Here is a 13,257-nt window from a genome sequence, read left to right as displayed (position 1 = left end):
GTTTTGACTGTGTCAAAACAAAGGAGGCGCGTGGTGCGCGGCCCGGTGGGGCCGATGCGCGCTCAGGCCCGCGGCCGGCGTGGGGGAGCGAGGTGGTCATCACCCGGACAACGAACGGGGCGAGCGTGCAGGCCGGGACCTGGGTCCCGGCCACCGCTCGACGCGCGTGCGGGCGCTACGCCCACTGGCCGCGCGCGATGAGGACGTCCTTGAGGATGTCCGCGCGGTCGGAGACGAGGCCGTCGACGCCGATGTCCAGGAGGTGCTCCATGTGGTCGCGGCGGTTCACGGTCCAGATGTGCACCTCGCGACCGGCGGCGTGGGCCGCCTTCACGTGGCGCCGGCCAATGAAGGGGAAGGGGCCGTTGCGCCACGGGATCTGGAGGGCGTCCACGTCGCCGAGCGACGCGTCGGCCTTGGCGCCGAACCACGTGCCGATCCACCAGGCGATGGCCTCGCGCTCGGCGGCCGGGGTGGCGACGGGCCGCGACAGCAGCTTCAGCGTCGCGCGCCTCCGGTCGGCCGAGAAGGACCCCAGGCAGACCCTGTCGTGGGCACGCGTGCGCTCGATCGCCGCGGCGACGGGCTCGATGCCCGAGACCTCCTTGACGTCGATGTTGACCCGGACGTCGGGCCACGTCCCGAGCACGTCCTCGAGCTTGGGCACGGGCTCGACCCCGCCGATGCGCGCGCTGCGCACCGTCGACCAGTCACGCTCGGAGACCGCGCCGGTCGCATCGGTGGTGCGGTCGAGCGTCTCGTCGTGCAGCGCCACCGCGACGCCGTCGCTCGTGCCGTGCGCGTCGGTCTCGAGGTAGCGATAGCCCAGGTCCACGGCGGCCTGGAACGCCTTCATCGAGTTCTCGAGGCCCTCGAGCGAGAAGCCTCGGTGGGCGAGCGCGACCGGCTTGCCGCCGTTGTCGAAGTACGGGTGGCGAGGGCTCACTCCTGCACCTTATCCACGGACGCCGCACTCGCGTCGAATGACCGCGGGCGCAGCCCGAGCCACACCAGCTCGTCGTGCAGCAGCGCCCGCCGGCCAGCGCTGTCGTACGTCGCCGGCGTGTGGCCGAGCGCGTCGTACACGACCCGGCCCTGTCCCACCTCGTGCCGCCACGCGATGGGGCGATCCGCGTGCGTCGCGATGACCTCGACGTCGCCGACGCGAAGATCCTCGTAGAACTCGTCCTCGATCTCGAAGGAGCGCGCGTCCGCACCGGACACGTCCACGACTCCGCTGCCGAAGGGAGGATGGGAGGACACGTCCCGCACCCACCGGCCGCCGAGCAGCCGCTCCCAGTCGTGCCATCCCGCGAAGGACGTCGCGACGGAGTGCAGGGCGAGCAGCCGGCCGCCGCCCTCGACGTAGTGCACGAGCGCGCCGCGCGCCTCGCGCGACGGCCCGCCGTCGGGACCGATGCCCGCGCACATCACCAGCAGCTCGGGCGCGTCGTGGTGCAGCGACACGAGTGCCCGCTCGATCTCGTCGACGACGTCGACCGAGCCGTACTGCTCGAGCGGGCGCATCACGGCAGCGGCGATCCCCGCGAAGTCGTGCCATGCGTCGGCGTAGGCGTGGCCTCCGTAGGCGACGACGATGCTCACGACAGCACCCGGATGACGAAGGCGCGGACCGCCTCGAGGTACACCGCGCGCGGTTCGTCGGCGGACAGCGCGAGGTCGTGGATGGCTCCCGGCACCACCAGCAGCTCGACGTCTTCTCCGATGCCGGGGGCGTAGGCCTCGATCGCGGAGACGTCGACCACCGTGTCCTGGCTTCCGTGACGCGGGTTGTCGAGCCGGTCGGGCCCCGTGGAGTCGGCGCTGCCCACGAGGACCGGCACACGGATGTCGAGCCCGCCGGCCACTCGCCGCCGCGCGGCGCGCGTCGCCGCGAGCCACCCCGCCGTCGCCCCCACACCCGCGGGGCTCTTCCAGCGCGTGTCGAAGTCCCAGCCCCGCTCGATGAGGCCCGTCGTGTAGGGCGAGGGCGCCGGCACGACCACCTGGCGGGGGCGCACGCGGGCGAGGCTCGGCACCATGCGCATCGCCGCCGCCTGCCACGCGGTCATGGGCAGTCCGAAGAGCGGACCGTCGAGCACGAGCCCGGCGAGGGCTGGATCCGGTGCGTCGTGCGCCCAGACCGCTGCCCCCAGAGCGCCCGTCGAGTGGGCGTGCACGACGAGGGGGAGGTCGGCCCCGGTGCGTTCGTGCGCGTCCGCCACCGCCGCGCGTGCCGCGTCGCCGATGTCCTCGCCCAGCTCGGCGATGTGATCGAGGTGGTGAGCCTGGTTGCCCTCGCGCAGCGATCGACCCGCGCGTCGCATGTCGACCGCGTAGACCGCGCAGCCCGCATCAGCGAGCGCATCGGCAAGGTGCACGCCGAAGAAGTAGTCGTTGTAGCCGTGCACCACCAACGCGACGCCGCACACCTGCTCCGGCAGGTCGACCCGGCGCACGAGCGTGCGGGCGAGCTCGCCATCGGCGCGAGCCGGGTACGCAGTCGGCGCACCCAGGTCCTTCGCCTCGTAGCCCGGCAGGACGTCCTCGACCCAGCCGAGAGGCGCGCGCGTCGCACCCTCGGAGGCCACCGCATCGGCGCTGATCGGTTCCATCCTCCGATGCTAGCCCTCACCCAAGCGTTTCCCTCGGGCGCGCCCGCCACCCACCGTTCACCGAGGTAGGGCACGCTGTGACCATGAGCGACCACGACGACGTGCTGCCCTCGGTCGCGGATGCGCCGGGACACCCCGACGCGGACCGCGCGCCGCGCAAGCAGGTGTGGGCCTGGGCCCTGTGGGACTGGGCGACGCAGCCGTTCAACTCGGTCATCATCACCTTCGTCTTCACGGCGCTGTACCTGACGTCGGACAGCTTCATCGATCCGGCCATCGCGGCGCTGGGCGAGGGCGACCCCGAGTACGACCGCGCCATCGACGGGCTGACCGCGTCGCTCGGCTGGGGCATCACCGCCGCCGGCGTGCTGGTCGCGCTGCTCGCACCCGTGCTCGGCCAGCGCGCGGACGCCGCCGGGCGACGCAAGTCCTGGCTCGGGGTCACCACGCTGCTGCTCGTCGCCTGCGTGGGCGGGCTGTACTTCGTCGAGGCGACGCCCGACGCCTTCTGGCTGGGAGCCGGCCTCATCGCGCTGGGCTCGATCATCGCGGAGATCGCCAACGTCAACTACTACGCGATGATGGTGCAGGTCTCGACGCCCTCCACCATGGGCCGCGTCTCCGGACTGGGCTGGGGCCTGGGCTACATGGGCGGCATCGTCGCCCTGGTCATCGTGGTGCTGCTCGACACGTTCGACTGGTTCGGCATGGACACCTCGAACGGGATGGCGTACCGGCTCATCGCGGTCGGCTGCGCCGTGTGGACGCTGATCTTCGCGTGGCCGCTGTTCGCCTTCGTCCCCGAGTCGCGCGGCTCCCAGCGCCCGACCGTCGGCCTGCTGCGCGGGTACGCGATCCTGTGGCGCGACCTCAAGGGCCTGTGGGCCGATGCGCGCTCGACCCTGTGGTTCTTGCTCGCCTCCGCGGTCTACCGGGACGGGCTCGCGGGGGTGTTCACCTTCGGTGCCATCATCGCGGCGGTCGCGTTCGGGTTCTCCGACCAGGAGGTCATCATCTTCGGCATCGCGGCCAACCTGATCGCGGGCGTGTCGACCATCATCTTCGGACGCTTCGACGACTCGTGGGGCCCGCGCCGCGTGATCATCCTGGCGCTGGCGGTGATCGTGGGCGCCGGCATCGTCATCGTCGTCTTCCACGGCGCCGGCACCTCCGTGTTCTGGGTGTGCGGGCTGCTGCTGTCGGGCATGGTCGGACCCGCCCAGGCGGCGTCGCGTTCGCTGCTCGCGCGGGTGTCGCCCGCGGGCCGCGAGGCCGAGATGTTCGGCCTGTACGCGACGACCGGGCGTGCGGCGTCGTTCATGGCGCCCGCGATGTGGGCGCTGACCATCACGATCTTCGGGGCGACCATCTGGGGCACGCTTGGCGTCATCTCCGTCGTGGCGCTGGGCCTGGTGCTGCTGAGCTTCGTGCGGACTCCAGCGGACAGGGGCGCGCCGGTCTCCTGATCGGCCGTGGTCCTCAGTCCGCTTCCGTCGGAGTCAGAAGGAAGATGTCCGCTTGGACGGGCCCTCCGTCGAGCCCGGGCGACGGCTCCACGATGAAGGTGGTGCCGTCGATCGCCACGATCCAGGCGTCACCGTCGACGCGGCCCTCGGGGTAGGCCTCGGACAGCTCGTCGAAGAGGCGCTCGCTACCGCCCGAGTAGCGGAAGTGCGTGGCCGAGCCGTCGTAGGCGAGCCGCTCGTGGCGCACGTCGGCCTCGAAGTAGACCGCTCTCGGTTCGAGGCCGTTGCTCTCGAGCGTGGTCCGCATGTCGGGTCCGTAGAACAGCCACGCGACCCACGCGACCGGAGCGAGCAGCAGGATCGCGCCCGTCGCGAGGATGCCGATGCCGAGCGCTCGCCGGCGGCGCACGATCAGCGTGATGCCACCCACGATCGCCGCGATGATCGCGACGACCCACAGCGCGATCACCGCAAGTCCCAGCAGGTTCCCCGCCGCCACAGCCCACCCCCTCGTTGGGCCGACCGGCGGCCTGGGATGACTCTAGGGCCGGCGCTCACCCACCATCAAGAGACGCGCGACGTGGAGGATCGACACCGATCCACCGCTGCCGCGCTCAGGCTCCGATGGTGGCCGGGGCGATGGGCTCGGGTGAGCCTGCAGCACCCCCGGGCGCGGTTCGGCGCGCCGGGGGTCGCGCGGGTCAGGACTCCGGGGTGGGCGCCGATGCGGGGGTCTCGGCGGACTCGGCCGTGGCCTCGGTCTCCGCAGCCTCCCCGGCCTCGTCCTCGTCGTCGAGCTTGCGCTCGACGTTGCGGGCGATGCCGATGATCGTGTCGCCCTTCGCCGGCTTGGCGAAGGTGACGCCCATGGTGTCCTTGCCCTTGGCGGGCACCTCGGACACCGTCGAGCGCATGACCTTGCCCGACGCCATGATCACGAGGACCTCGTCGGACTCGTCGACGAGCATCGCGCCCACGAGGTCGCCGCGCTCCTCGGTCAGCTTGGCGACCTTCACGCCAAGGCCGCCACGGTGCTTGGGCGTCCAGGCCGACACCGCCGTGCGCTTCGCGAACCCGTTGCCGGTGACGACGAAGGAGAACGGACCGCCCGCATCGGCCGCCACCTCGGCGGCGTCCTCGTCGGAGGCGTCGGAGACACCCAGCTCCTCCGCGTCCGGCACGGACGCGTCGATGACGTCGAGCGCGAGCAGCTCATCCTCGCCGCGGAAGCTCATGCCCTTGACGCCGGACGTCGCGCGGCCGGTCGCGCGGATCTCCGCGTCCGTCGCGTGGAAGCGCAGCGACTGGCCCTTGCGCGAGACCAGCATGAGGTCGTCCTCGGGCCCGACGAGACGCGCGGACACGAGCTCGTCGGGGTGGACCTCGCCGTCCTCGTCCTCCACGTCGCGCAGGTTGATCGCGATGAGGCCGCCGGTGCGGTTCGAGTCGTACGCGGTGAGGTCGGTCTTCTTCACGAGACCGCGCTTGGTCGCGAGCACCAGGTACGGCTTGTCCTCGTAGCTCTTGAGGTCCAGCACCTGGGCGATCTCCTCGCCCGGCTGGAACGCGAGCAGGTTCGCGACGTGCTGACCCTTCGAGTCGCGGCCGCCCTCGGGAAGCTCGTATCCCTTGGCGCGGTAGACGCGTCCGAGGTTGGTGAAGAACAGCAGCCAGTGGTGCGTGGTCGTGACGAAGAAGTGGTCGACCATGTCGTCGCTGCGCAGGGTCGCGCCGCGCACGCCCTTGCCGCCGCGCTTCTGCGCCCGGTACTGGTCCGAGCGAGTGCGCTTGGCGTAGCCGCCGCGGGTGATGGTGACCACCACCTCCTCCTCGGCGATGAGGTCCTCGATGTCGACGGACCCGTCGAACGGAGAGATCTCGGTGCGGCGCTCGTCGCCGAACTTGGTGACGATCGCGGCGAGCTCGTCGGACACGATGGTGCGCTGACGCGGCTCGTTGCTGAGGATGTCCTTGAGGTCCTCGATCTTCTCCATCAGCTCGGCATACTCGGCCTCGATCTTCTGACGCTCGAGGGCCGCGAGGCGGCGCAGCTGCAGGTTGAGGATCGCGTTCGCCTGGACCTCGTCGACGTCGAGGAGCTTGATGAGGCCCTCGCGAGCCTCGTCGACCGTCGGAGAGCGGCGGATGAGGGCGATGACCTCGTCGAGCTGGTCGAGAGCCTTGACGTAGCCGCGCAGGATGTGGGCCTCGCGCTCGGCCTTCGCGAGGCGGAACGCGGTGCGGCGCTGGATGACCTCGATCTGGTGGGTGATCCAGTGGCGCACGAACGAGTCGATGGGCAGGGTGCGGGGAACGCCGTCGACCAGCGCGACCATGTTCGCGCCGAAGGTGTCCTGGAGCTGCGTGTGCTTGTAGAGGTTGTTCAGCACGACCTTCGCGACGGCGTCGCGCTTGAGCACGATGACCAGGCGCTGGCCGGTGCGGCCCGACGTCTCGTCGCGGATGTCAGCGATGCCGCCGACCTTGCCGTCCTTGACGAGCTCGGCGATCTTGAGCGCGAGGTTGTCGGGGTTCACCTGGTACGGCAGCTCGGTGACCACGAGGCACTGGCGGCCCTGGATCTCCTCGACGTTGACGATCGAGCGCATGGTGATCGAGCCGCGGCCCGTGCGGTACGCGTCCTCGATGCCCTTGCGGCCCAGGATCATGGCGCCCGTGGGGAAGTCCGGTCCCTGGATGCGCTCGATGAGCGCGTCCTGGAGCTCCTCGCGGCTGGCCTCGGGGTGGTCGAGCGCCCACTGCACGCCGTCGGCGACCTCGCGGAGGTTGTGCGGCGGGATGTTCGTGGCCATGCCGACCGCGATGCCCGCGGAGCCGTTCACCAGCAGGTTGGGGAAGCGCGAGGGCAGGACCGACGGCTCCTGGGTGCGGCCGTCGTAGTTGTCCTGGAAGTCGACGGTGTCCTCGTCGATGTCGCGCACCATCTCCATGGCGATCTGCGCCATGCGCGACTCGGTGTAGCGGTGGGCGGCGGCGGGGTCGTTGCCGGGCGAGCCGAAGTTGCCCTGGCCGTCCGCGAGCGGGTAGCGCAGCGACCAGTCCTGGACCATGCGGACCAAGGTGTCGTAGACCGCGGAGTCACCGTGCGGGTGGTAGTTGCCCATCACCTCGCCGATGATGCGCGTGCACTTCGAGAACGCGCGGTCCGGGCGGTAGCCGCCGTCGTACATCGCGTAGATGACGCGGCGGTGGACCGGCTTCAGGCCGTCGCGCACATCCGGGAGCGCGCGACCGACGATGACGGACATCGCGTAGTCGAGGTACGACTGCTGCATCTCGACATTGAGGTCGACCTGGTCGATGCGGCCATGGTTGTGGATCTCAGATGTCAAGGAACCTCACGTCCTTCGCGTTGCGCTGGATGAAGCTGCGGCGGGACTCGACGTCCTCTCCCATGAGGATGGAGAAGGTCTCGTCCGCGAGGGCGGCGTCGTCCATGGTGACCTGAAGAAGGGTGCGGGTCTCGGGGTCCATGGTGGTCTCCCACAGCTCCGAGTAGTCCATCTCGCCCAGACCCTTGTAGCGCTGGATGCCGTTGTCCTTCGGGATCTTCTTGCCATTCGCGAGGCCATCCTTGAGGACGGCGTCGCGCTCCCGGTCGGTGAACACGTAGTCGTGGTCGGCGTTGGACCACTTGATCTTGTACAGCGGCGGCTGAGCAAGATAGACGTAGCCCGCCTCGATCAGGGGTCGCATGTAGCGGAACAGCACGGTGAGCAGCAGGGTGCGGATGTGCTGGCCGTCGACGTCGGCATCGGCCATCAGCACGATCTTGTGATACCTCGACTTGTCGAGGTCGAACTCGTCGCCGATGCCCGACCCGAACGCCGTGAACAGCGCCTGGATCTCGGCGTTGGCGAGGGCCTTGTCGAGGCGCGCGCGCTCGACGTTCAGCACTTTGCCGCGCAGCGGCAGGATCGCCTGCGTCGCGGGGTTGCGCCCGCGGACCGCGGAGCCGCCGGCTGAGTCGCCCTCGACGAGGAAGATCTCGGAGATGCTCGGGTCCTTCGACGAGCAGTCGCGCAGCTTGCCCGGCATGCCGCCGGACTCGAGCAGGCCCTTGCGGCGGGTGGCCTCGCGCGCCTTGCGGGCGGCGATGCGCGCCTGCGAGGCCTGCATCGCCTTGCGGATGATCTCCTTGCCCTCGTTCGGGTGCGCGTCGAACCAGTCGGTGAGCTGCTCACCCACCACCTTCTGGACGAAGGTCTTCGCCTCCGTGTTGCCCAGCTTGGTCTTGGTCTGGCCCTCAAACTGCGGCTCGCCTAGCTTCACGGAGATGACCGCCGTGAGTCCCTCGCGGACGTCGTCACCGGTGAGGTTGTCGTCCTTGTCCTTGAGGATCGACTTGTCGCGCGCGTAGCGGTTGACCAGCGAGGTCAGCGCCGCGCGGAAGCCCTCCTCGTGGGTGCCGCCCTCGGTGGTCGCGATGGTGTTCGCGTAGGTGAACACCGACTCCGAGTACGCGGACGTCCACTGCATCGCCATCTCGAGGGACACCTTCTTCTCGGTGTCCTCCGCCTCGAGCGAGATGACCTCGGGGTGCACGAGCTCGGCCTTCTTGGTCTCGTTGAGGTGCGCGACGTAGTCGACCAGGCCGCCGTCGTAGCGGTAGGTGACCGAGCGCGACGTAGGCGCATCCTCGTCGCCCTCGGCCTCGACGTCGTCGGAGACGGAGATGTGCTCGGGACGCTCGTCGGTCAGCGTGATCGACAGTCCCTTGTTGAGGAACGCCATCTGCTGGAAGCGCGCGCGCAGCGTCTCGAAGTCGTAGACCGTGGTCTCGAAGATCGCGTCGTCGGCCCAGAAGGTCTGCTGCGTGCCGGTGTCCTCGGTGGCGTCGCCCTTGATGAGCGTGCCCTGGGGCTTGCCACCGTCGGCGAAGGTCTGCGACCACACGTGGCCCTGGCGCTTCACCACTGTCTCGACCTTCTTCGACAGCGCGTTCACGACCGAGATGCCGACGCCGTGCAGGCCGCCGGAGACCGCGTAGCCACCGCCGCCGAACTTTCCGCCCGCGTGCAGGATGGTCATGACGACCTCGACGGTGGGCTTGCCCTCCGTGGGGTGGATGTCGACGGGGATGCCGCGGCCGTTGTCGGTGACGCGCACGCCGCCGTCCTGCTGCAGGGTCACGGTGATGGTGTCGCAGTGACCCGCGAGGGCCTCATCCACCGAGTTGTCGACCACCTCGTAGACCAGGTGGTGCAGGCCGCGCTCACCGGTCGAGCCGATGTACATGCCCGGACGCTTGCGGACGGCCTCGAGGCCCTCCAGAACGGTGATGTTCTCAGCGCCGTAGGCAGGCTGAGATGCCTGTGCGTCGTTCTCGGCCACAGATTTCGCCTTTCACGGGACTCTCGCGGCCTCAGACGGGACGCGGTGTACTGCGGTCCATTCTAGACGGTTCTAGGGCCGATCTGGGGCTATTGGAGGCCGTTTGGGGAGAAACCGTGGGTAGCGGTTTTTCAGCCAGCGAGCGCCGCGAGTAGAGCGGCGCGCTCTGCAGGCCCCGGCGACTCGTCAAGCCGCGCCGCCGCCAGCACTCGGTCCCAGGCGCGCGAGGCGGAAAGGATGCCTTGCCTCTGTGCCTCAGCGCGAGACGTGAGGCCCTCCAGCTCCTCGTCCAGGGCCGGCCATGCCTCAGGTGGGCCCGAGTGTCTCTCCGTCTCGAGGAGCAGCCGGCTTCTGGCGAGGTCCGCGGCCGAAGGGGCGGCCATCGCGTTGGTCCAGTCGATGATGACAGGGCCGTCGTCCCAGATGACGTTGTGCGAGTGCAGATCCATGTGGCACAGCGTGCGGTCGGCTCCGGCCGTGAGTCTCTCGAGGTCCATCAGCGCCGATGCGCGGACCGACTCAGGCATGTCCGCGCCCCGGATCTGGTGGCCGAGGAAATCCTCGGCAGGGATCGCGTCACCGGGGTCGGCAGCGTGGACCAGTTCGAGCAGCTCCGCGAGGAGTTCACCGACTGCACGGTGGCCGATCTCGCTGGCGCGGTCGACGAGGTGCTGGCCGGGCACGTGCTGAAGGGTGAGCCGCGGCGGACGCGCTTCGAGGTCGGCGTCGAGCAGCGCTGCGACGGGCAACCCTGCCTCCATGGCCGCCCGAGTACCGCGCACCTCGAGCTCGGCGACGATCTCCGGAACCGTCGAGTTCATGGTCTTGACTACGGTGCCGGGGCGCCCGCGGCGGACAACTGCGGTCGCACCACGCGCGATCTCCGTACCTTCGATCCACTCGCTCATCCGTACGTATCCCGCGGCCCGCGGCCCGGCACCCTGCGCTGGCCGCGCACCCACGACCGCGCCGTCGGCCCGAGGACCTTGAGGTCGCGCACGATCTCGCGACCGAACTCCTCGTTGATGCGGTGACGGATCTGCCCGGACATGATGCCCAGCTGCGTCGCCCACGCCGTCGAGCTCGCCTTGACCGTCAGCACGCCCTCGTCGAAGCTCAGCGGCTCGCAGTGGTCGGCGATCTGGTCGCCCACGACCTCCCGCCAGCGACCCGTGACCCCGGACACCTCGATCTGCTCGGTCCACCCCATGCGTCGGAGCAGCGCGTTCACGGCATCGGACATCGGCTCCGGGTCCCGACCCGGGCTGAACGGCTGCGAGGAGCGGCGCTTCTCGTCGCGATCCTTGCGCGCCGCCTTGGGCGCAGTCCGATACGCGCCCCGCTCGCGGGCCGATGCGCGGGCTCGCTCCATCGCCTCCCGCGCCAGGTCGGCGCCAGCCTTGGCCGCGGCCGCTGGGTCCTGCCTCCGCGTCGCCGGCTCGTCACCGCCCGTGCCGTCACGCGCCTCGGGCGAGTCAGCCATCGGACCCAGCCTCCGCATCGGCCCTGCTGACCCGGCCCTCGGCGACGGTCAGCACCTCGCCGACCATCGCCGCGGGGACGTCGGAGGCGACGGCCGCCGTGATGAGAACCTGGCTGGCGTCGGCAAGGCGCGCGGCGAGCGCGTCGCGGCGGCCCGAGTCGAGCTCGGCGAACACGTCGTCGAGGATGAGCACCGGCTCGCCGTCCTCGTCATCGTCAGGTCCGCCGTCCTCGGTCAGCAGCTCGTACGTGCCAAGTCGCAGAGCGAGCGCGCACGACCAGGACTCGCCATGGCTCGCGTACCCCTTCGCGGGGAGGTCGCCGAGGCGAACCTCCAAATCATCGCGATGGGGTCCAGCGAGGGTCACCCCGCGCTCGAGCTCCTTGGCTCGCACCTCCTGGAGCCGGGACAGCAGGGCCGATGCGAGGGTGGCGGCCGTCGCCTCTTCGTCCCAGTCGTCCTGTTCGGCGAGGGCGGTCGCGTAGGAGATCGAGCAGTCGCCGCCGCCAGGGGCGACGGCCGCGTAGGCGTCCGTGACGTGGGGAGCCAGCGCGCGCACTGCACGGAGTCGCGCGGCGAGGATGCGACCGCCGAGGTGAGCGAGCTTCTCGTCCCAGATGTCGAGCATCGTCAGGTCGCCGCGGGCATTCTTGGCCGTCTTGAGCATGCTCGACCGCTGCCGGAGCACGCGGTCGTAGTCGGCGATGTCACCGGCGAGCGCAGGCTGGAGCGCCACGCACAGCTCATCCATGAACGCGCGCCGGCCGGCGGGATCACCCTTGACGAGGGCGAGGTCCTCGGGAGCGAAGACCACCGTGCGCAGCACGCCGAGGAGGTCGCGAGGCTTGGCCGCCGCGCGGCCGATGCGAGCCGTGTTCGCCTTGCCGGGATTGAGGGACACCTCGAGCGCAAGCGACCTGCCGGACTTCTCGACGCGGGCGCGCACCACCGCGCGCTCCGCACCGGCGCGGATCAGCGGCGCATCCGCTGCCACCCGGTGGCTCGAGAGCGAGGACAGGTAACGGACGGCCTCGACCACGTTGGTCTTGCCCTGCCCGTTGCGCCCGACGAGGGTGGTGACGCGCGGCCCGAGCTCGATCTCCTGATCCGCATAGGAGCGGAAGTCGACCAGATGCAGGTGCGTGACGCGCATCGGCGCTACGACTGGATGCGGATGGGAACCAGGAGGTAGCGGAAGTCGGACTGCGTCTCGCCGCCCGGCTTGTCCAGCCCGACGAACTCGACCGGCTTGGTCTCCTGGGTGAAGCCCAGCTGCACGTACTCGGCGTTGAGCGCGCCGAGGCCGTCGAGCAGGTACTGCGGGTTGAACGCGACGGTGATCGGGTCGCCCGACAGCTCACACTCGAGCGCCTCGGACGCCTGGGCGTCATCGCTCTGGCCCGCGTCGAGGGTGACCTCACCCTCGTCGAACGCGAGTCGCACCGCGGAGTTGCGCTCGGCGACCAGCGACACGCGTCGCGTCGCCTCGATCAGCTCGGTGGTCTTGACGACGGCAGTGATGGGGCTCTCATCCGGGAACAGGCGGCGAACCTGCGGGTAGTCACCGTCCATGAGCAGCGACGTGGTGGTGAGCCCGGCAGCCTCGAACCCGACGAGGTCCACGCCCTGGCCCGAGCTCAGCGCGACGGTGACCTCGCCGGCGCCGAGCGCCTTCGCGGTGTCGCCGAGGGTGCGCGCGCGAACGAGCGCGACAGCGGAGGCGTCCGAGCTGGAGGGCTTCCAGGTGAGCTCGCGCAGCGCAAGGCGGTAGCGGTCCGTCGCGAGCAGCGAGATGTGCGAGCCCTCGATCTCCATCCGCACTCCGGTGAGGATCGGGAGGGTCTCGTCACGCGACGCGGCAACCGTCACCTGGGCAACCGCGCGCTGGAACTCGGTGCCATCGATGGTGCCCGAGTGCTCCGGGAGCTCGGGCAGCGCCGGGTACTGGTCGACGGGCATGGTCGCGAGCGTGAAGCGCGAGGCGCCGCAGGTCACCGAGACCTTCGAGCCATCGAGCGAGAAGTCCACGGGCTTGTGCGGGAGCGCGTTGGCGATCTCCTTGAGCAGACGCCCCGACACGAGCACCTCGCCGGCCTGGTCGACGTCAGCAGCGAACGTCCCTCGCGCCGACACCTCGTAGTCGAAACTTGCCAACGAGACCTCGCCCGACGAGTCCGCGGTGATGCGCACTCCAGCGAGCACCGGCACGGGCGGGCGTGCCGGCACGGCACGCGAGACCCAAGCGACGGCATCGGCCAGCACGTCGCGGTCGACAGAGAATTTCATGGACGCTCCTCAATTGCTGTCGCACAGACTACGCCAACGCTCCCACATTGGA

Annotated in this window: 11 protein-coding genes; 1 reads left to right on the top strand and 10 read right to left on the bottom strand. The window is 70.1% G+C overall.

Going from position 1 to position 13,257, the window contains the following annotated elements; translation table 11 throughout:
• Positions 1-175 precede the first annotated feature (175 nt).
• From B7K25_RS11865 to B7K25_RS11855, 3 genes are read right to left on the bottom strand one after another with little or no spacing between them, the layout of a single operon-like run.
• A complete protein-coding gene (locus tag B7K25_RS11865) occupies positions 176-946 on the bottom strand; it encodes a glycerophosphodiester phosphodiesterase family protein (RefSeq protein ID WP_084106280.1) in 771 nt (256 codons plus the stop codon).
• The gene (locus tag B7K25_RS11860; protein ID WP_084106279.1) at positions 943-1,605 is read right to left on the bottom strand and encodes a ThuA domain-containing protein; all 663 of its coding nucleotides are present in this window, start codon (positions 1,603-1,605) and stop codon (positions 943-945) included. Before B7K25_RS11860 ends, B7K25_RS11865 begins: the two co-directional genes overlap by 4 nt.
• Positions 1,602-2,615, bottom strand: a complete 1,014-nt coding sequence (locus B7K25_RS11855; RefSeq protein WP_084106278.1) for an alpha/beta hydrolase — start codon at positions 2,613-2,615, stop codon at positions 1,602-1,604. The genes B7K25_RS11860 and B7K25_RS11855 overlap by 4 nt, the downstream gene beginning before the upstream one ends.
• Positions 2,616-2,698: 83 nt before the next feature.
• Here B7K25_RS11855 and B7K25_RS11850 point away from each other — a divergent pair, with 83 nt between their 5' ends.
• Entirely contained in the window at positions 2,699-4,081 is a 1,383-nt protein-coding gene (locus B7K25_RS11850) for an MFS transporter (protein ID WP_084106367.1), read from the top strand.
• Between the two features lie 13 nt (positions 4,082-4,094).
• On the opposite strand, the gene B7K25_RS11845 is transcribed toward B7K25_RS11850, so the two are convergent.
• From B7K25_RS11845 to dnaN, 7 genes are all read right to left on the bottom strand, one after another.
• Complete coding sequence (locus B7K25_RS11845) at positions 4,095-4,580, bottom strand: hypothetical protein (protein WP_084106277.1); 486 nt, start codon at positions 4,578-4,580, stop codon at positions 4,095-4,097.
• Between the two features lie 202 nt (positions 4,581-4,782).
• Positions 4,783-7,377, bottom strand: a complete 2,595-nt coding sequence (gyrA, locus tag B7K25_RS11840; RefSeq protein WP_084106366.1) for a DNA gyrase subunit A — start codon at positions 7,375-7,377, stop codon at positions 4,783-4,785.
• Between the two features lie 46 nt (positions 7,378-7,423).
• Positions 7,424-9,436: a DNA topoisomerase (ATP-hydrolyzing) subunit B gene (gene gyrB / locus B7K25_RS11835; RefSeq protein WP_084106276.1), complete on the bottom strand. Its 2,013-nt coding sequence runs from the start codon at positions 9,434-9,436 to the stop codon at positions 7,424-7,426.
• 131 nt (positions 9,437-9,567) lie between these two features.
• The gene (locus tag B7K25_RS11830) at positions 9,568-10,344 is read right to left on the bottom strand and encodes a phosphotransferase (protein ID WP_084106275.1); all 777 of its coding nucleotides are present in this window, start codon (positions 10,342-10,344) and stop codon (positions 9,568-9,570) included.
• Positions 10,341-10,919, bottom strand: a complete 579-nt coding sequence (locus B7K25_RS11825) for a DUF721 domain-containing protein (protein WP_084106274.1) — start codon at positions 10,917-10,919, stop codon at positions 10,341-10,343. The genes B7K25_RS11830 and B7K25_RS11825 overlap by 4 nt, the downstream gene beginning before the upstream one ends.
• On the bottom strand, positions 10,912-12,072 hold the full coding sequence (gene recF, locus B7K25_RS11820) for a DNA replication/repair protein RecF (RefSeq protein WP_084106273.1): 1,161 nt from the start codon (positions 12,070-12,072) through the stop codon (positions 10,912-10,914). The genes B7K25_RS11825 and recF overlap by 8 nt, the downstream gene beginning before the upstream one ends.
• Positions 12,073-12,077: 5 nt before the next feature.
• Positions 12,078-13,205: a DNA polymerase III subunit beta gene (gene dnaN, locus B7K25_RS11815; RefSeq protein ID WP_084106272.1), complete on the bottom strand. Its 1,128-nt coding sequence runs from the start codon at positions 13,203-13,205 to the stop codon at positions 12,078-12,080.
• Between the last annotated feature and the right edge of the window lie 52 nt (positions 13,206-13,257).

The sequence above is a fragment of the Demequina sp. NBRC 110056 genome, from assembly GCF_002090155.1.
Lineage (GTDB): Bacteria > Actinomycetota > Actinomycetes > Actinomycetales > Demequinaceae > Demequina.
The sequence above is the reverse complement of the archived record's forward strand: the minus strand, read 5'-3'. Positions and strand labels throughout refer to the sequence as shown.